Below are 19,248 nucleotides of genomic sequence, written 5' to 3'. Positions count from 1 at the left end.
GCAAAATACATATTTCTCATATAAAGAAATGTCTGTGCGAAGAGACATCAGGTCAAATTAAAAAAATAAAAAATCAACTGATGAAACGAATTTCATATATATTTTTAGTAGTCGCTCTACTGGGTGTTTCGTGTAAAAAAGATTTTTTACAGCGCACACCCGCAACGGCTATTACCGGCAACGACTTTTTTAATACAACAGCCGACCTGGAAACCTATACTAATGGTTTGTATACCCAGCAGCTTCGTGCTATATGGGCTGATGTAGAGGCGGCAGATAAATTTTCCGATAACATCTCCATTTATACCGGCAGCAGCGAGATAGATAATCTCATTCGCGGAGGTGTAACCCCGGGCAATACCAAAGGCTGGGATCAAGGCACCTGGGGTATGTTGCGCAACATCAATTTTATGCTGGATAATGTTGGCAAAACCACAGGAGACCAGGTTGTCATCAATCATTACATTGGTGTGGCACGTTTTTTCAGGGCCAACTTCTACTTTAATATGGTAAAGCGTTACGGCGATGTTCCCTGGTATTCGCGTGTGCTGGGCAATAAAGAAGAAGATATGTTGCAAAAGGCCAAAGATCCACGTACTGCGGTGATGGATTCAATAATGGCTGACCTGGAATATGCGGCAGCGAATGTATTACCTGCACGTACCAACAATACATATGTAACCAAATGGGGCGCGTTAACATTGCTGGCAAGGGTTGCATTGCACGAAGGAACCTACCGCAAATACCATAACGAGCTGGGGCTGGAATCTTCGGCACAAACTTTTCTTCAGCGTGCTGTATCCGCCTCACAGGAAATAATGGATAACGGTGGTTTTCAAATTACCGGCACCGGGGCTGCCGGATACCGGGCATTATTCGAAAGCAATGATCTTTCCGCAAATAAAGAAGTGATCTTTCTCCAGAAAAATAATAAAGAACAGGGCATTGCCAATAATACCCACGTTGTGTTAGACTGGCAATGGGCTTTAAGCTCCAGCCTGGCAAATGAGTTTTTAATGACGGATGGTACACCGTTCACCTCCCAGGCAGGATATGAAACAAAAACTTTTGTAAACCTGTTTACCAATCGTGATCCGCGTTTGGCTGAAACGATCATGACGCCGGGATTTGTAACAACACCGGGTGGCAATCCTTACCTTACCCGCCCTAATTTTGGCGGTTATTTACAGGTAAAGTTTTACCCGCGTGATCCGGCTTTGAGAGGCGGTTGGGTTTTAAACTATACAGATCTGCCCATTTTCAGGTATGCAGAAGTATTACTCACAAATGTTGAGGCAAAGGCAGAATCAGGAACGCTGAACCAGGGAGATATAGACGCAACCATCAACAAGCTGAGAACAAGAGTAGGAATGCCTGCATTGGACCTGGCAGCCGCAAATGGTACGCCTGATGCCTACCTTGCCGGTAAATATCCATTGGTTACGGGGGCAAATAAAGGTGTTATACTTGAAATACGCCGTGAGCGCAGGGTGGAGCTGGCTTGTGAAGGGTTCCGCCTGGATGACCTGTATCGCTGGAAAGCCGGGTCGCTTCTGGCACAAAATCCTGGTGGCATGTATGTGCCTGCGCTGGGCGGACTGGATGTAACCGGTGACGGTGTAGCCGATATAGCCATTCTTCAATCTAAAGATGACGAAAGCCCGATAGTGGGTTTACCCGCCGATGTAAAAGAAAAAATTGTGAAATATTATCTTTCTGACGGAGCTTTTATTTTGTCTAACGGAACATCGGGCACTGTTATGTTTGCCAAAGATGTGGCGCAGCCCCGCAATTTTGTTGAACCTAAATATTATTATTTCCCGATACCTGCTTCACAGGTAATGCTAAGCAATAAAAAATTAACCCAGCCGGCAGGTTGGGAATAAAAAAACGGGATGCAAAAATACCGGTGGGATATATCTTTATCTCGCCGGTTATTTTTTACATGAAAATATACTCATGAAAAGAAGAATTTTTCTTCGCAACGCATCGCTCGCGGCAGCAGGTGTTGCAGGAGCATCAGGCATACAGGCGACGCCGGTTGCAGGCAGTAAAGATCAATCTAAAAAACCGGTACTTACGGTTGCGCACATCACAGATGTGCATATCCGGCCGGATGAAAATGTACCCGGGCGGTTTAAAAAATGCCTGGAAATGGTGAAGCAGCATAAGGTCGATTTCTTTTTGAATGGCGGCGATTCTATTCACGATGCTTCGTATGATAATGTACAACGCGCAAGAGTAACCGAACAATGGGCGGTATGGGATGAATGCATGCAGTCGCTGAAAGGATATGAAGTATACAGCTGTATCGGCAATCATGATCCGTGGTGGTCAGCACCCTCAAAAGACGATGAAATGTATGGTATTCCTTATACGGTAAAACGGCTGGGCATCCCGCATAACTATTACAGCTTTACAAAAAAGAACTGGCATTTTATCATCCTTGATGGCAATTACAAAGGCATTGCGTTGGGTGAAGCGCAAACGGAATGGTTGAAGAAAGAATTAGATAAAGTGCCGCAAGGTCATTTTGTATTACTGATGTCGCATTACCCCATACTAACGGTTACGGGTACCTGGGAAGGCGGTCAGCATAAAGATCATAAAGAGCTGAAGCAATTGTTTTACAAACATAGGGATAAAGTAAAAGTTTGCTTAAGCGGCCATCAGCATTTACTCGACAGGGCATGGTACAATGGCGTGGATTATTTTTGCAATGGCGCCATGAGCGGTTTTTGGTGGGGTAAGGGAAATGAAAAATCCGCGCAGCCTTATTATTACCAGGAGACACCGCCCGGGTATGCTATCATAAAGCTGTATGAAAACGGGGCGGTGGAGAATGAGTATATTGTTGCTAAGGTGGAAGAATAAGCAATTAGCTATCAGCTATCATTATTCAGTTATCAGCTATTAAAAACCTGTGTATCTATTAAGATACCGAAATTACTGCCACCCGCAAGTAAAGCAAATACTCCCCCAAAATGAAACCACTATACCTTATATCATTTATGCTGATCGTACTGTTGCTTACAGGAATGAAGCAAAGCAATGAGCCGGCACCGTCCCTTTATTTATCAGGCACGCGCAACTGGATACGCATAATATGGGATGATGTTCCGGGCGCTGGGGAATACAGGATTTATTGGGCTGCAAATGACAAAAAACCGGCAACGCCCGCGGCTACGGCAGGAGGGGATGAAAACAGGTTTTATATACAGGATGTGCAGCCTGAAACTTTGTATTATATATGGATAGAACCCATAGCGGCAGGTAAGGCAATGACTTCATTAACCGGCAGCGTAACTACACAAAAAGAATGGGTGCCGGATACCGAAGAGCTAAAGGAACTGCAAACCAATCCCAGCTCTGCCGCGGTGCCTGAAGGCATGCAGATTTACTGGCAGGACGAGTTTAACGATGCATTACTGAACAGGAATAAATGGTTCACTAATTATTATTCCGGCATTGATTATTTATATAAGATCAACTTCAGCAAAATGAAAGCAGACAGTCTTCCGCAGCCTGCTTATATACTTAACGGGAAAACCATTAACCTGTTTACCAACGACTCGCTACCGCAGGAAGTATACGATGTAAAAAACAATAAGAAAATATCTTCCATCCAAACCTATGACTGGAGTAAAAATGAGCTTTTATTAGACAACAGCCGCGGCGGTTATTTTGAAGTAAAAGTAAAGAGAAGCAGCACCGGCAAACCACGGGGTCTTAACACTGCTTTCTGGTTTGATTCCCCGGGTCCAGATTTAAAATATTATCTTGAGCAGGACGCTACTCTGGATGGTGTACAGGGCATACGGCCTAAAGGACAGGTGTTTGAAATAGATGTATTTGAATACCTGAATGCGCAGTTTGTGCTGCACGGGCATGTAGATACCAATGGTAAGTTTCAACGCAACCTGGCCACGCATATCGCGGAAGGTTATCAGCATATTGATAACTGAGTGGTACATGGTATGCTATGGACGCCCACTTCTATAAAACATTATATCAATGGCACGCTTATCAAAGCATATACTGATAAGCACCAGGTATACTCACCCAATCATTGCATGAATGTGCTGCTTGGCAGCTATGGCGGCGGCGGTACGGTTAATATGGAAGTGGATTATATCCGCTATTATCAATGGCCATTAAAAAATGGCAATGAATTGCCCAACCCGGGTTTCGAGGATGGCGGAACTGTTTCTCCCTGGGAAGGAGATGGAATGTTAACCGCAAACGTTGGTAAAAATAATACAAAGGGTGGTTGTATTAAATCCCGGACAAAAAATTGAACAGTATGTTTACCTGGCCAGGTGGCGGGAAATAGCGAGTTCGGGGGAATTTGGGGGGAAACAGCTTTTGCGTATTTTTCAGCATGGTCATTACCCTGGCTGCCGCTGGGAAGTAAGCTTTCTTGCCGAAGTGATGTGGTGGTACACCGGTTTTTTGTAACAACAGAAGATAATGTACTGCCCGTCCGGCTGATCCATTTCACGGCATCCCCCGGGAGCAGTCCATCCTGCTCACCTGGGCTACCGCTGTAGAATCGGACAGCAAAATTTTCACCACTGAGCGCAGCACAGATGCAGTGAACTTTACGGCGTCGGCAGTTTTAAATTGATCAATAGTTATGGGCAGATAGTGCAGCAGTGGCGCCAGGCGAATATCAGTAATACCGCGATACCGCTTTATACAACCGCCCTGCCCGCCTGTGTGTATGTATTGCAGGCAGAATTTGCTACCGGCATACTGGTGCAAAAGCTGGTTGTAGAGTAACACAACAACATTACAGTTTCCTCAGCAGCCATAACAGCAGTGAAATTAAAATACTTAAGAGGATCATGGTGGTAACGGGGAAATAAAAACGGAAGTTTTCCTTCTCAATGCGGATATCTCCTGGCAGGCGGCCAATCCAATGCAGCTTATCGTGAAAAAAATAAATAGTTATGCCGGCAACAATAATGAACACTCCGGCTACTATAATATATTTTCCTGTTTCAGCACTCATACGGCATAACATTCATTACTGAAAATATATTTTAATGGTTTGATAAAAAAGCCTGTTTTGCAAATGGGCAGATTGCTTTACAGAGTATCCCTGCAGACCAAGCAAACCCGCAGCATTTCCTTTGTTGATGGCGATTTCAAGATAACCTGCGGAGTTAAATAAGGCAAGCTTGTCTCCTTCCTCAACATCGGCGTATGTTTCACTTATTTTATCAATTACTTCATCACGCTTAAATGCAATGGAAAAGTTCCGGCCATTCCTTTGCCGTTCAAACGCCTCCCGGGTGATGTTAACTACTACATTCTCGAAATGATCTATAAAAATGATCTGGCCTTCAATCCAGTTTTCGCCCAACAGGGGCATCAATGGATTTTTTTCTACTATTTCTATATCTGCATTTCCTATTGTTTGTAAACTTCCTCCATCAACAATATGTTGAACAGCTTTAGCAAAAACACGGGTTATATACAAAGCGTTTTTAGCAACGTTTTTTTCCATTCGTAACCCAATTACCAATTCAGGTTTACCTTCTGCAATCATTGTGAGCAGTCCATTGTCTGCACATAAAATATATTGCCCGTTATAAAAAGCCAGCAGCAATTGCTCATTCTTATTTTCAAACAGATTTACATGCACAATATGGAAAGAAAAATCGGGAAAATTTTTTATGGCATTGCGGCAAACATAAGCAGCCTGCGGATAGTTAAATGGCGTTAGCTCGTGGCTGATATCAACAATGGTACAGTCCCTGACCTCTTGCATCAGTTGCCCTTTAATGGCGCCAACGAGGTAATCCTTTTGTCCTATGTCTGATGTAAATGTTATTAAGGGCATCCGCAATGAAGATAGTAAGTATATTCCTGCAAAAATAAGAGAGTAAGATGGTAATATAAACGATTGAATATAAATGGGAGCACAGCAGAAAAAAATACCTGGAAAGAAAAAATCAAAGCTTTTTTTTAAAAGTTTGCTCGGATGTCTTTTTCCCTTATTTTTGCACTCCCAAAAAAGCAGGTCATGCAAGTGACACACTTTTAAGCGGATGATTCCGTAGCTCAGTTGGTAGAGCATAACACTTTTAATGTTAGGGTCCTGGGTTCGAGTCCCAGCGGGATCACCATATGGGACAAGTCAAAATTCAAACGACTTGTCCCATTTTTTTTGGGCTTCAATTCCTTGTCTATTAAGGATATAATGTTGATGATTTCATTCAATCTTTTGGTTCGATGTTGGCAACCGTCGAATACGAGATTTTCAGGGAACATCGAACCAACTATCTTTCGCTTTACTTCTACTGTACCTTCTCTATACAATGTTTCAAGCTGTGCGATGTTGCTAAACGCCTTGTTCCATAAAGGCTCTACCGTTGTTTGGAAATTTACAGCGGCCTTTAATTTTGCTTCCAGCCGATTGATCTTTTCCTCACATTCAGATTTGATAGCCCGATAATCATCGCCTTCAATATCACCGCACAAAAGCAGTTCTCTTGCTTTTACAACTCGGTTGTTTACCTCCTGCAATTGTACCTTTAAATCTTTTTGTTCATCTCTTTCTCCACGTTCTTTTGACTTATATGTTGACGTAATTACGTCTTTGCATATTTCAAGTCTTGAAAGCGGCCAAACATATTTTTTGATCTCGTCATACATTTTATCGTTCGTGTCTTTTGCTTTGTAACGAACACCACAAGCAGAACTGCAATGATAGTAATGGTAATATTGTGTTCTCCCTTTTGATGCACTGGCTGTCAACATCCTTCCGCATTTTGGACAGATCAGGAAGCCTCTCAATGGAATGCTGTCATCGGCTGTAACTTTTGTTCCCAAAATCCGTTTGCGTCCATCCAATACATCCTGAACATCATAGAATAGCGCTTCAGAGATCAAAGGTTCATGTTGCCCCTTTGCCAAGAGACTTTCTTCTTCTTTGTATTTGGGAACAAATATCAATCCGCAGTATATCGGGTTTCGTATGGCAACCCAAAAGTTATTCTTGCTGCACTTTAATCCTTTTTCTTTTGCTTTTTTCCATACCTGTTCAGTATTGAGCTTACCGCGAGATAGTTCTTCAAACGCCCACTTCATTAAATCACCCTGAATTTCTTTCGGGGCAATATATTTCTTACCGTTCTCATTAACCTTGTTGGCATAACCAATGGGGGCAGTTCCCATCCAGCGACCTTCTTTCTTAGCCCTGCGCATCCCATGAAACACATTTAACGCTCTCCGGTCATTCTCTACCTCCGGTGCAGCGAGGTAAAACGCCAGCATCATTTTGTTTTCCGGAATGGAGAGGTCAAGCGGTTGTTCTACCGCCTGTGGCTCGATACCTAACCGCCGAAGGGTACTGATCATTTGGTACGCATCTCCTGCATTACGGCTAAACCTGTCCCATTTCGTAAACAGGATAAGGTCGGTATGTCCTTTGTGTTTCCTTAAATCACCCAGTAGCCCTGTCCAAGCCGGTCGTTTGAAAGTCTTAGCCGAATGGTCTTCCAAGATCACTTTCCTAACCCGCATATTGTTGATTTCACAGTATTTCCGCAAACGTTCCTCCTGGTCACGTTGCGAATAGCCTTTATCAGCCTGTTCATCCGTACTTACCCGTACATAAAGGTCTGCTATTTTCATAACTAAAAAATTAAGTGTGGTACTATGTAAAGATAAGAAGAAAAAATGAAAATGAGCAATATTTAATAGTATTATCACGTCAAAGTTTACTAAATTTACTACATCTTTGTTTAATATTAGAAAACCGACAAGGTTTAATAGGAATTGAACGCCCCTGTTTAATAACATAACAGGCACACAATAGCCTATTAACCGCATAAATTCAAACTATTCGATATGGCCACACCTCGCGAAAGATTGGTAGAATCGCTTAAATTCCTGAAAGAATTACAGGATAACGGTGTAGTCGGTATCCATACCGATGAAATGCCTAACAGGAAATACAGGGAGATACTGCTTAAAAACGGCTTTATCCGTGAGGTGACAAAGGGATGGTACATACCTACCGATCCTGCTGAAAAGGAAGGTGAAACCACGTCCTGGTACAGTTCCTATTGGGAATTTATTGTAAAGTTTCTGAATCACAAATTTGGCGATGACTGGTGCTTGTCAGCAGACCAGTCGCTGCTTATCCATGCGGGAAACAGCGCAGTACCTCAACAGTTGATGATACGTTCGCCACAAGGAAATAATAACCCTACGCCCTTACCGCATAACACGTCTCTGTTCAATTTAAGGACTGGTATTCCCCCAGCGGATCAAACCATCGTAACCAATGGAATCAGGATGTACAATCTGCCGGCTGCTTTGGTTTACAGTTCACCGAGCATTTATACAAGGAATGCCATAGATGCCCGCACAGCCCTTACGTTGATAAGAGATGCTTCGGAGGTACTACCTATCCTTTTGGAAAACGGTCACACCACATTTGCGGGAAGATTGGCAGGCGCTTTTAGAAATATTAACAGGGATAAAATAGCTGACCAGATTGTTGATACTGTTAAGCAGGCAGATTACGATATACGGGAAGAAGATCCTTTTGAAACCAAACTGAACCTTAATCTATCCTCCCGTGAACGCTCTCCCTACGCCAATCGCATCAGGCTCATGTGGCAGCAGATGCGTGAGATTATTATTTCCAGCTTTCCAAAAGCTCCCGGCATACCCGATGATTCACAAGCCTACCTGAAGGACGTTGACGACATTTACATAACAGATGCCTATCACTCCCTCTCGATAGAACGGTATCGGGTGACACCGGAACTTATCGAAAGAGTAAGCAGCGGTCAGTGGAACAGTAAGGCGCATGAGGAAGATCGCAAGCAAAGGGATGCTATGGCTGCCAGAGGCTACTACCAAGCCTTTCTGCAGGTGAAGGAAACCATCACAGCAATACTGAAGGGAGCCAATTCAGGAAAGCAGGTGGATAAAGATCACTCAAAATGGTACAGGCAACTATTCGACCCAAGCGTTACCGCCGGGCTATTAAAAGCGGCGGACCTTGCAGGGTATCGAAACCATCAGGTATATATCGGGAACTCCAAACACGTTCCTCTGAACGTGGATGCTATGAGAGATGCCATGCCCGTTCTGTTTGAACTATTGGAAGAAGAACCGGAGCCATCGGTCAGGGCAGTATTGGGTCATTTCATTTTTGTTTTTATCCATCCGTACATGGATGGTAACGGACGAATAGGACGGTTTCTGATGAATGCAATGTTGGCTTCCGGTGGATACCCGTGGACGGTTATACCTGTGGAAAGGAGAACTGAATATATGAAGGCATTGGAGCAGGCAAGTGTAGGACAGGATATAACTTCGTTTGCCACTTTCCTTGCTTATCTGGTCAACGAGCGGTTAAAAGGAAAAATAGTTGCTAAGTTGCCCGACGCTAAGTAGAACGGCTACATCCTATTTCGTAGTACGGCTACAGCATGTTTGCGGTGCAGATGGACACTTTCAGCCTGATAGTTCTCATTACTTTTTGCCTCTATTTCCCGTGGAGATTTTCTGCTTTTAGTCAATAAGCTGATAGCTGTACTCACTGTTGTGCGATGAAGTTTTTCACCGTTGAACGTCAGGTTATCGGGAAACAGTGTACTTACGATTTTTCTTTTTTGTATAACAGTTCCATTTTGAAACAACTCTTCTAAATGCGACAATTTGGAAATAGGAAGATCCCATAGTAATTCCATATTGTCTGAAAATGAAATGGATGTTTGTAGCTTTACTTCAATATCAGTCATTCTTTCATTGGCTTCAGACTTAATGGTACGATAGTCTTCGCCTTCAATTTCTCCACGCAGCAATAATTCACGAGCCTTTGAGAGCCGGTGCTTTATCTGATCCAGTTGAGCCACCAAACGTTTCTGATCTACCTTCTCAACACGGTTTACATCCATGAAAGTAGCTGTAATAATTTCCTGAAACAGTTTAAGTTGCGGAACATTGTGGACTTCATTCCCGATGGCTTCTATCATTAACTTGTTTGCGTCATCTGCTTTATAACGTACACCGCATTCGGAACTGCAATGATAGTAGTGATAGTATTTGTTTCTTCCTTTTGAAGCACTGCCGGTCAAAAACCTTCCACAGTTAGGGCAAATCAAATAACCTCTTAATGGAATGTCATCCTGTGCAATTACCTTTTTACTTACTGCTTTTCTCTTTCTGCCGTCCAGCACATCCTGCACATCAAAGAATAGTGAAGCGGTAATAATTGGTTCATGTTGCCCCTGTACAAGTTGGCTTTGTTCATCTTTGTGCTGAGGAACGAAAATTAATCCGCAATAAATAGGGTTCCTTATCGCTACCCAAAAATTATTCTTGCTACATTTCAATCCTCTTTCCCTGGCTTGTTTCCAGATTTGTTCTGTGTTCAGTTTGTTGCGAAAGATTTCTTCAAATGCCCATTTCATGATTTTAGCATCCTGATCTTTCGGCGCAATATATTTCTTGCCATCTTCAGTAATTCTGTTTACATAACCAATCGGAGCCGTGCCCATCCAGCGCCCTTCCTTTTTAGCACGGCGCATTCCATTAAATACATTTAATGCCCTGCGGTCATTCTCTACCTCTGGTGCTGCGAGGTAAAAAGCCAGCATCATTTTATTTTCAGGGATAGATAAATCCAATGGCTGTTCTACTGCCTGCGGCTCTACTCCGAGATGCCTTAGAAGGCTGATCATTTGATAAGCATCCCCGGCATTCCGGCTAAACCTATCCCACTTTGTAAAAAGAATTAGGTCTGAATTTCCCCTTTGCTTACGCAAATCTATCAGCAGGTTCTGCCAGGCAGGTCGCCTGAAGGTCTTTGCGGAATGGTCTTCAAAAATGACCTTGCGTATTTGAATGTTGTTGATGTTGCAATACCTACGCAGCCTTTCTTCCTGATCCCGTTGGGAATAGCCTTTATCTGCCTGCTCGTCTGTACTCACCCTGATATAAAGGTCTGCAATTTTCATAGCTGCTTTTTTACTTTACAGTCTTAGTTACGATTTCGGCATTGCAATGCCGCATACTTATGTATTGTTCAACTACTATGTTCGCCATACTATATAAAAAGTCGAGTATAATCTGTGCTTCTTCGATATTGACATCAATTCCATCTTTACGCAAAATTTCTATCGCCTTGTCTGGAGTGATCCTCATCAACACTTCATCTTCCATCTCACACCTCCTTTTTAGATAACAAAAGCCCATTGCGGGCTTTTGCAAAACTTTCCAAATCACTTGTCTATTTTAATCGCTTCTTTCAGCAAAATAGATTTTGCTTCCCTTCATACGATTAAAAGACGGCTCATACCTTATATAACCATATTCACTTAGTTCTCTAACGCATTTGTGGTAGGTGATAGCAGAGGACAATTTTGCAATGCTTAATATCTCATGACTAAAAACCTGGATAGGGTTGGCAAAGCCATTCTTTATGCGATACTGTAACAAAGCCGCATAAATGCCTATATGAGTAATGCTGATGCGGGCATCAGTTCCTATGGCTTCAAAAAAATCCGACAAATAATACAGCCTATCCATTGCTCACGCCTTTTATTACCCTAATCTCATTCCGTTCTTTTTTGCATGATTTTGTTGCTGCTGCTCATTGACCTTATGCGTCACTTTCATAGCATCCATTGTTTTATTGCCTAATGCTGTATGAAGCGTTATTTTCCTGGAATGCTCATCGTAAATATTTACTGATTTAAACTGCGGATTAGCTTCAATATAGAAGCGTTGTTCATTTCCATCCTTCACAAAGCTCACCGACACACGGTTTCCATTTTTTAATTCCGATTGCAGCTTATCTGCTTCACCTTTATTGAGCAATTCCTTTAACGGAAGCTGCTGCAAAGCCTTTTCAAGATCGTAGCCGTAGTCTGAGTGGAATTGCTTGATTCGGAAATTTCCGTTTGGGTCTTTGTCGTTAAAATCAAGTTGCATCCAAGTTCCACCGCTCTGGATGCAGCGACCGGATAAAAGATTATAGCACTCCGTGGCATTTACATTATTACCGTTACGCATGGTAAAGTATTGCTGGCGTTTTTCCTCCGGTTTGGATTCATTATACAGGGTTGTTTTATACCCTTCAAGCTGGTATGCACCGGATTGATCTTTAGCGAACGATAACTGATGATCTAACCTTTCTTTATCATTGAGGTAATAGGAAACAGGAATGGAAAATTGTTGCTGCCCAAGTTTCATCTGCTCATCAATTTTTGCAGATAGGTCAGGAAAGCCAGCACGCTGCACCTGATGGTGCAACGCCTGGCTGTTTTGCTCTGTTTTCCTGTTATCCTGCCTTATTACGATTTGTTCCTTAACGGGTGCAACTAATAACCTGCGCAGCAGCCTTATCAGTAGATTAGGATAAAGCTGCTTTTCAATACGATTGCGCTCTTGCCTTAGCACCCTGAGTGCAAACCGCTCGTCCAGATCCTGCGTGCCTTTATACTTTGCAGCAATACGGTCGTAGTAATCCAGCTTTTCTTTTAGCAGTGCCCTATTATTTGAAAGGCTGAAAGAAAACAGCTTGCTAAACCGTTCCTCCCTTGAACGCCATTGGTTCAGCTCTGCTTCCACTCTGTTTACAAGACTGTTATTCATAACCTGATTTTTGAGGATCAACTAAGGCATACTGTACGTCACCAGATCATAGGCATAGGTGCTGCAATCGGCGGCGTATTCCACACTGCCGCTCACGATAGCGCCGCCTATATCACTCGTGACGGCGGCAATCCACTTAACTATGTTTTTAAACTTAAAGGCCGCCGCCGGAGCCGGGGGCTGGAGCGTATTCATCCAATAATAAATGGAGTAACGTGCTACCGATGCCGCTTTAAGGGCAATTTCACGACCTTCAGGACTGAGCAGGTTATTTTGCATTGCCCTCCTCTCAAAGTTCACAATCATGGCTTTAATCACCGGATAGGGACTATCCCTATCCGAAAGTCGTTTGATCAATTGCACCAGCGAATCCAGGGCGGCCTTTACTGGCTCTTCATAAGGACAATTAGCTATAAGCGTTTGGATGCTTTCGTTGCTTTGCCTTACCGTCTGGTTTACTGTTGAGAAAAATGATAGAGGCATGGCAATACGTTCCATTTCCCTGCAAAAGCGAAGTACACATCGCGTTGACATCTCTACATTAGGTGTGTCTGTAACTGGCTTGCAGTTCTGTACGTATGCCACGATCTGATTATGCCAATAGCCTATGCTATCGTAGGCATTTTCCGGGTTTTCAGGACCTGCTTCGCCAAGTGGTGATCTTAACTGCGCAATTTTATTTTCGCCTTCTGATATTACAGCTTTATTATCTTTCGTACATGCTGAAAGGCTTATTATAAATATTAGCAGCATTAATATTTGACTTCTCATTTTTCAATCTGTTTTTACGTTATAAATAGTTTCCTTTTCACCATCTCAACTTCACGACTATTTATAATAGACGGGGCTACTTAGTGCTTAGCTGATGCTTTGGTTCTTTCTCCTTTTCTTAGATGCCTTCGGTATCTCAGGGCCATCATCTTCAGCAGGTGTCTGCCTTTCCTTTTTACCGTCTTGTTTAGCTGACTGGCTTTCACCTTCAGACTGCTGTTCTTTTTTCGCCTGTCTGTTATCAACCCTTTGCATACTGCTATCATATATGTTGATTGTCTTGAATTGAGGGTTAGCTTCGATGTATTGTTTTTGCTCCGCACCGTTGATCTGAAACGTGGCAGATTGCAGGTTCCCTTTTTTAAGGGAATCCATCAGATTGGATTTGTATTCCTCGTTACCTAATTCCCTGATCGGATGCTTGGATAAAACCGCTTCCAAATCGTAGCCGTAGTTTTCATGATAGTGCTTCAGCTTGAAATTGCCGTTATTATCACTTTGTTTAAAGTCCATCTGTACCCAGGCGTTGTACACCTGTCCTTCTTTATTGGTGAGGTCTTTATTCACTGACCTTCCTTCCATCAGGTTATACCCTTCCTTCAGGGTAATGTTGTTGCCTTTGTTGATGTAGAAGGTTTGCTCCATTGTTTCAGAGCTATTTTCCTTTTGCACTTTCACCTGATAGGAATTAAAGAAATACATATCGCTTTGCTTCGATTGGCTGAAATTCAATGTAGCGTTTACAGTATCGTTGCCATACTTCGTTTCATAGGCCAATTTAAACTCCGGGGTTCCTTCCTGAATTTTTTGCTTCAGGTCGTTTTCCAACCCTTCACCGAACCCGGTGTACTTTACCTGGTCACGCAGGTATTCAAAATTTTTCTGATTCATAACTTCTGAATTTTGATTGTTATTTAATTGTTCTCTTTCTAATCTTTCGTAACGAACCGCTACCATCAGGGACACGTCAATGATGCCCTCCCTTTCAATCATTAGTTTGCTGTTCTCGGCAGCTTCCTGCATAGTCTTATATGCCGACCGTATTGCCAGAAAGTTGTAAAAGTCAATGTCGGTTGACATTTCGTAGCAGAACTCCCTAACATCGTATTCTGTGGGGAATGTGAATAGATCTTCTTTAGTTACTGGAGAAACATCATCGAGAAAGGCGACAAATTCCTCACCTTCCCAACGCTTTTTAGTCAGGTATTCAAGAATATCCTTGTAGTCGTCTTTCCTTATTTTCATAACATATCTTTTAGCGAGAACGAATAATTGAAATAGAATGGAACAGTTTCAATGGAGCGTTCAGTTTTAATTAATCGGAGCTGCCTTTACAATTTTCTTGTTCTTTATATGCAGTTCCAGATGCCTGCCTCCGTTCTTCTCCATCATTTGAACTGCGAGGTACTTCTTATCAGGAATAGTAAATTTGGGTACAATAAAAACGATGGTAGTATCTGACTGCCCGATTACTTGGGTCGTATTGTTATGTACAAGTACGGGTACTATTTCTATCTCCTGCGTAGCAGTTCTTTTGCTTTTCTTTTGGTCACGGATGTAAAGCCTGAGCTGGTCAATATCATAGTTGATATTTGTTTCATTGGCAATATTGAAGCGCATCAGCATAATGTCATCATGGATAAACAGGCCGTTCAGTTTAAGACGAATGCCGAAAGTTTCATCCTTTATACCCCGTATCTTTTTCTTCGATTCAAAAGCCATTGAAGCGTAATTCTCCATTTGTTCCTGGTTTATACTTTCTGAAGGAATAGAGATGGTGTTTTGCTTTGTCAGACCCGCTAATGAAATATTGAGTATAGTAGGCTGTTCGGCGTAATCAACCAGAAAGGATGTGAGCTTTCCGTCAGCAGTAATGATGCTGATATTGGTTTGAGGAAAGCTATCTTTTGCGGCTTTTATCTGCAAGATATTTTCTACTCCCTTCGCTTTTTGAGCCAACACATCCCTGCTTCCTATATCTACACTGACAATAGAATAGGGAAAGATAATGTTGGTTGTTTTGGAGAAAGCAATTGCCACATGATATGATTCAATTGCTTTTGTTTGCCAGGCTGTATTTGTTTGCGCCTGCGCTTTGAAAGTTGTAATAAGCAGGAAAATTCCCATTACCATTACTGCACTGATCTTTTTCATCTTTTGGAATTTTTAAGTGATTCAAATATTTAATTGGATTGTTTTTGCTTTTCGTCACGTAAAAGCACTTGGTAGCCTGCTTTTACAGTTACTTTAATCAGCTTGACTTTTTTGCTGAACAAAGTCTTTGCAGCTTCTATACCTGCGCTTGCAGCCTGCGCTCCCCACGAAGGGTCAAGTGAAGTCAAGCCGATGGTTTGCATAGACCGGTCTGCGGACTGCTTTGCAACATCCCTGGTAATTGCACCGGGAATGTATATGCCATCCAGTCCGTCCATGTCGTACACCGCTAATTCAACTGGAAACAATGAATTATTATACCGCACACTGGTAATCTTGATACTTAATCTTTCACCACGGAGCGAAGCGATACCATATATAAAGTTGTCTTTAGGAATATGAACCCCGTTAATGAATACATCATTTACCAATCGCAATTTGACGGTGGAACCATCAACGATAGTCTGCGTTTCGTGTATGACCGCTTGTATGGCGTTCTGTGAATCTTCGATAGCTGTTGCACCAGTGAACGAATAGAAGCCATTTGTTGAACCACCCGCAGGCAGGTCGGCGTTGAGCAATGTGATGTTGTTTTCTTTTGTTTTTGACGATACTGCGAATACCTGCCCTTTGTTTGCCTGGGAGGTCTGCTTCAATTTTTCCTGTACACGTTCAGGATATTGCACATCAAGTATCTTATCCAGCATTCCATTCAGTTGCTTCATTTCGGGATCTTCGCCAGCAGGTTGATTCATCATGTTCATCATTTGCTCCAGCCTGTCCACGTCTGATGAATTAACGGTTGCACTATTATTACCTCTGCCGGGAGTGCGTTGATACATATCATAAGGATCATCTTCCATAGAAGCAGGTACAGGCTTGCTCATCTCCCTGTCAAGCTCTGCCAGCTTTCGATATATCTTGTCCGTATGGGGATCATTACCCCCACGTCTACCATAAAGAGAAGTGTTCAGCCCTCTTTCATCGGCAGGTAGTTGAAATGTGTCTTCTTTCCCTGACAGGTATTCATCCGTATCTGCTAATCCAATGTTCTTGTAGTTGGGATCATTCTTAACCAGTTCAAGAAATTTGATTGAATCCAGTTGCGCCTGATCGTAGTAACTCATTTTATCCATCGACTTGTCATCTTTCAGGTTAGCGTCCGGCAGGTTAATGTTGAAGCCTTTTTTCACTGCTGCCTGCGCTTCAACTTTTTCAACTTTGCCACCGCCAAGCGCCCAGAATATCATGGTCATAAAAGGCAATGCGAGCATTGGCAATACCAGTAAGAACCTGCGCTGCCTAATCATTTTCGGAGTTTTCACTTGCTTTTCCATTTCTATTTTTGTTTTAATTGTTGATAATAATTTTCAATAAACCTCACACTATCCATCAGCCCCGGACGATGGTTATTGATGCTGTCGTACAGGGCTTTTCCAGAAGGACTTCGCGCCAGGCTATCCATATACACCCTGAAGTTTTTGATGCGGCTGTATTCTGCCTCCGATACCTCGGCAGCGTCTGTTTTTGTTTCTCCTGTTTCAGTAGCGTGCTTCGGCTTTTTAATCGGCGTTATAGTGATTGAATTGCCTTTTTTGCCCGTAAAAGCGTTCACCGCCAGATAAACACTGTATGAACTGGTGAACATCACAAAGAGCGCAAGCAGCACGAGCCATGTACGACGTGAGAATTTCTCCGTACGCTTCATCATCCAGTTTGCCCAGCCACCCTGCAAACGCTTATAGCCAGCCTCCATGCCTTTGCTAATCGCATTGGACTTAGCTTCGGTATTGCCTTTTCTTCTTTTAGGAAATAGTTTCATGATCTTTATTTTTATTGGCGCCTGCTTACTGTTTTTAAATCCCTGTTGTCAATCGTACTCCATCGTTCAATTAGAAAGCCATGCGGGTTATTGTCACTCCGTGATACATTTCGCAACGCTCCATCGGTTACCAGGCTGCGGGTTGTAATGCTGGTAGGGCGTACAATGCTTTGTGTAGCGTAGCACCGGAATTTGTAGGGATACTCGTTTATATCTACCGCAACACTATCCACCACAATAGTCTGATTGACATTTCCGGAAATAAGCCCGGCGTAATAGCCATTTTCTTTCAGATCATCGTAAGCACGTTTCGCACTTCCATCGGCCAGGTATAATGCTTTAGTGATATTTGCGGTAATGGCTTTGTCGTCAGGGTCAAGTGTGAAGAACAGCTTGTGAAATGTTTTTACGTGATCCTTTGCCTCAACAGGTATGTTATCTTTTCGCTCCGAAGCGTAGGCTTCCAGTGCCTTGCCGTTAGCGAGAATGTATATTTTGCTTTGCATCTGCGATACCAGACTGAAACTTTTGTACAATGCAAAACAGCAGATCAATACACAGCCGATGATCACAACCAGGGTAAAGCTCCTGACGTGCCGGAATGCCGTATCAATATTTTTCATCTTTTTGAACATATATCCTCCTTTAGATTATTATGAATTGCCCTTTAGTTTATCGTTCATGTAACCAGAGTTTCCGCTACTGCTATCGCCGAAATAGGGGTTAGATGCACCACTGCTTGCCATACTTTGCGACATGCGGTTTGCTGCACTGCCCATAGCATCCACAGCCATGCCTGCACCCGCAGATGCAGTGTTGACCACAGTTCTGGAAGAACTGCCGAATAAACTGGTGACCTTATGACCTAATGCGCCACCGCCACCAGCGTGAACGATATAATTAGCCACGGAGGGAACGGTAAAGTATCCGATGATGCCAATGATCATGAAGACCAGGTAGGCCATATCCGTTCTGCTGAAGAATGTATCGCCATAATCCTGTACCTGTGATATATCCAGCTCCAGCATCTTTTCCTGTATTTTGCCGATAATGCTTCCGAAGATGTTTGCTACGGGCAACCATAAAAAGATGTTGATATATCTTGCTATCCAGACCGTGAGCGTATGCTGAAAACCGTCGAATACTGCAATCCCGAACACCAAAGGGCCTAAGATGGCCAGCACGATTAGCTGAAACGTTCGTAGCGTATCTATACACAGTGATGCCGCTTCAAAGAGTACCCTCAGCACTTCGCTCATCCATTCTTTTACAGAGTTGCGGAAATTGTAAGAGGCTTTGGACATGGCAAACTTGATGTCATTGCCAATGCTCTCGAAAAAACCTTCGTCTGAAGGGTCTTCATTATCGTGCGTGTACTTATACCATTTATCCCTGTCGCCGCTGCCACTTTCGCCCACATACATTTGCCATACATCTGTTTTCTTGATGGCTTCTTCTTTTTTCTGCAAGAGAACTGCAATAGCCTTATCGGAACCTTCCACCATAGCAGCGGTTGCAGTTACCGTAGGCTTCATCACACCGTTAATCACACCAAGAACGACGGTTGGAAAAAATAACACGCAGAAGCCAATCACGAAGGGACGAAAGAGCGGATAGAAGTCAATAGGCTCTGCTCTTGACAGGTGTCCCCATACACGGGAGGCGATATACCACATAGCTGCAAAGCCTGCTAATCCTTGTCCTACGCCGATTAACTGGCTGCACAGAGGCATCATCTCATCATACAGTTGCTCCAGTACACCATGCAAGCCTTTCATTTCATCAGCTATTCCCTGCGCATGGCTTATAAAAGGCAATATCAAACCCACTGCCGCCAGCCAGGCGGCCTTTCTACACTTTGCCATATTTATCTG

The 19,248-nt window shown here is 43.0% G+C and carries 19 protein-coding genes, 1 tRNA gene and 1 pseudogene; 7 read left to right on the top strand and 14 right to left on the bottom strand.

Going from position 1 to position 19,248, the window contains the following annotated elements; all coding sequences use genetic code 11:
- The first annotated feature begins 80 nt into the window (after positions 1 to 80).
- The 5 genes from DC498_RS17320 to DC498_RS26210 all read left to right on the top strand — a co-directional run bounded on the left by DC498_RS17320 (position 81) and on the right by DC498_RS26210 (position 4,782).
- Positions 81 to 1,886 (top strand): RagB/SusD family nutrient uptake outer membrane protein, encoded by a 1,806-nt coding sequence (locus DC498_RS17320; RefSeq protein ID WP_116875475.1) that lies wholly within the window; start codon positions 81 to 83, stop codon positions 1,884 to 1,886.
- A gap of 73 nt (positions 1,887 to 1,959) precedes the next feature.
- Positions 1,960 to 2,874 (top strand): metallophosphoesterase family protein, encoded by a 915-nt coding sequence (locus DC498_RS17315; RefSeq protein WP_116875418.1) that lies wholly within the window; start codon positions 1,960 to 1,962, stop codon positions 2,872 to 2,874.
- Positions 2,875 to 2,984: 110 nt separating this feature from the next.
- On the top strand, positions 2,985 to 3,965 hold the full coding sequence (locus tag DC498_RS17310) for a hypothetical protein (RefSeq protein WP_206197669.1): 981 nt from the start codon (positions 2,985 to 2,987) through the stop codon (positions 3,963 to 3,965).
- A 12-nt stretch (positions 3,966 to 3,977) separates the two neighbouring features.
- Positions 3,978 to 4,298 carry a family 16 glycosylhydrolase gene (locus DC498_RS26455; RefSeq protein WP_206197668.1) on the top strand — a complete coding sequence of 107 codons (321 nt, stop codon included), beginning with the start codon at positions 3,978 to 3,980 and terminating at the stop codon, positions 4,296 to 4,298.
- 325 nt (positions 4,299 to 4,623) lie between these two features.
- Positions 4,624 to 4,782 carry a hypothetical protein gene (locus DC498_RS26210; protein ID WP_165813879.1) on the top strand — a complete coding sequence of 53 codons (159 nt, stop codon included), beginning with the start codon at positions 4,624 to 4,626 and terminating at the stop codon, positions 4,780 to 4,782.
- 10 nt (positions 4,783 to 4,792) lie between these two features.
- Here the strand turns inward: DC498_RS26210 and DC498_RS17300 are convergent, their stop codons facing one another.
- Positions 4,793 to 5,014, bottom strand: a complete 222-nt coding sequence (locus DC498_RS17300; protein WP_116875416.1) for a DUF2905 domain-containing protein — start codon at positions 5,012 to 5,014, stop codon at positions 4,793 to 4,795.
- Between the two features lie 15 nt (positions 5,015 to 5,029).
- Positions 5,030 to 5,848, bottom strand: a complete 819-nt coding sequence (locus tag DC498_RS17295) for an SAM hydrolase/SAM-dependent halogenase family protein (protein WP_165813878.1) — start codon at positions 5,846 to 5,848, stop codon at positions 5,030 to 5,032.
- A 210-nt stretch (positions 5,849 to 6,058) separates the two neighbouring features.
- Between DC498_RS17295 and DC498_RS17290 the strand changes: the two genes are divergently transcribed.
- A tRNA-Lys gene (locus tag DC498_RS17290) sits at positions 6,059 to 6,134 on the top strand.
- A gap of 580 nt (positions 6,135 to 6,714) precedes the next feature.
- Here the strand turns inward: DC498_RS17290 and DC498_RS26815 are convergent.
- Positions 6,715 to 7,644: pseudogene (locus DC498_RS26815) on the bottom strand (recombinase family protein); the annotation flags it as partial.
- Between the two features lie 216 nt (positions 7,645 to 7,860).
- Between DC498_RS26815 and DC498_RS17280 the strand changes: the two are divergent.
- Positions 7,861 to 9,423 carry a Fic family protein gene (locus DC498_RS17280; RefSeq protein ID WP_116875414.1) on the top strand — a complete coding sequence of 521 codons (1,563 nt, stop codon included), beginning with the start codon at positions 7,861 to 7,863 and terminating at the stop codon, positions 9,421 to 9,423.
- A gap of 5 nt (positions 9,424 to 9,428) precedes the next feature.
- Here the strand turns inward: DC498_RS17280 and DC498_RS17275 are convergent, their stop codons facing one another.
- From DC498_RS17275 to traJ, 11 genes are all read right to left on the bottom strand, one after another.
- The gene (locus DC498_RS17275) at positions 9,429 to 10,988 is read right to left on the bottom strand and encodes a recombinase family protein (protein ID WP_072188920.1); all 1,560 of its coding nucleotides are present in this window, start codon (positions 10,986 to 10,988) and stop codon (positions 9,429 to 9,431) included.
- Positions 10,989 to 10,998: 10 nt separating this feature from the next.
- Positions 10,999 to 11,193: a hypothetical protein gene (locus tag DC498_RS17270; RefSeq protein WP_054282889.1), complete on the bottom strand. Its 195-nt coding sequence runs from the start codon at positions 11,191 to 11,193 to the stop codon at positions 10,999 to 11,001.
- A 72-nt stretch (positions 11,194 to 11,265) separates the two neighbouring features.
- Entirely contained in the window at positions 11,266 to 11,559 is a 294-nt protein-coding gene (locus DC498_RS17265; RefSeq protein ID WP_054282494.1) for a hypothetical protein, read from the bottom strand.
- Between the two features lie 15 nt (positions 11,560 to 11,574).
- Positions 11,575 to 12,627, bottom strand: a complete 1,053-nt coding sequence (locus tag DC498_RS17260) for a hypothetical protein (RefSeq protein WP_133176883.1) — start codon at positions 12,625 to 12,627, stop codon at positions 11,575 to 11,577.
- Positions 12,628 to 12,648: 21 nt separating this feature from the next.
- Complete coding sequence (locus DC498_RS17255) at positions 12,649 to 13,398, bottom strand: hypothetical protein (protein ID WP_133176882.1); 750 nt, start codon at positions 13,396 to 13,398, stop codon at positions 12,649 to 12,651.
- An 87-nt stretch (positions 13,399 to 13,485) separates the two neighbouring features.
- Positions 13,486 to 14,643 carry a hypothetical protein gene (locus DC498_RS17250; protein ID WP_225859960.1) on the bottom strand — a complete coding sequence of 386 codons (1,158 nt, stop codon included), beginning with the start codon at positions 14,641 to 14,643 and terminating at the stop codon, positions 13,486 to 13,488.
- Between the two features lie 66 nt (positions 14,644 to 14,709).
- Positions 14,710 to 15,552, bottom strand: coding sequence for a conjugative transposon protein TraN (gene traN, locus DC498_RS17245; protein ID WP_116875412.1), 843 nt, complete (start codon positions 15,550 to 15,552; stop codon positions 14,710 to 14,712).
- Positions 15,553 to 15,581: 29 nt separating this feature from the next.
- A complete protein-coding gene (gene traM / locus DC498_RS17240; protein ID WP_206197667.1) occupies positions 15,582 to 16,862 on the bottom strand; it encodes a conjugative transposon protein TraM in 1,281 nt (426 codons plus the stop codon).
- Positions 16,863 to 16,891: 29 nt separating this feature from the next.
- Entirely contained in the window at positions 16,892 to 17,374 is a 483-nt protein-coding gene (locus DC498_RS17235; protein ID WP_054282499.1) for a hypothetical protein, read from the bottom strand.
- 11 nt (positions 17,375 to 17,385) lie between these two features.
- The gene (gene traK / locus DC498_RS17230; protein ID WP_054282500.1) at positions 17,386 to 18,009 is read right to left on the bottom strand and encodes a conjugative transposon protein TraK; all 624 of its coding nucleotides are present in this window, start codon (positions 18,007 to 18,009) and stop codon (positions 17,386 to 17,388) included.
- Between the two features lie 18 nt (positions 18,010 to 18,027).
- Complete coding sequence (gene traJ, locus DC498_RS17225; RefSeq protein WP_054282501.1) at positions 18,028 to 19,239, bottom strand: conjugative transposon protein TraJ; 1,212 nt, start codon at positions 19,237 to 19,239, stop codon at positions 18,028 to 18,030.
- Positions 19,240 to 19,248: the final 9 nt, after the last annotated feature.

This window comes from Terrimonas sp. (assembly GCF_003075435.1).
In the GTDB taxonomy this organism is placed as follows: domain Bacteria; phylum Bacteroidota; class Bacteroidia; order Chitinophagales; family Chitinophagaceae; genus Agriterribacter.
This window is presented reverse-complemented; position numbering and strand designations above follow the sequence as displayed.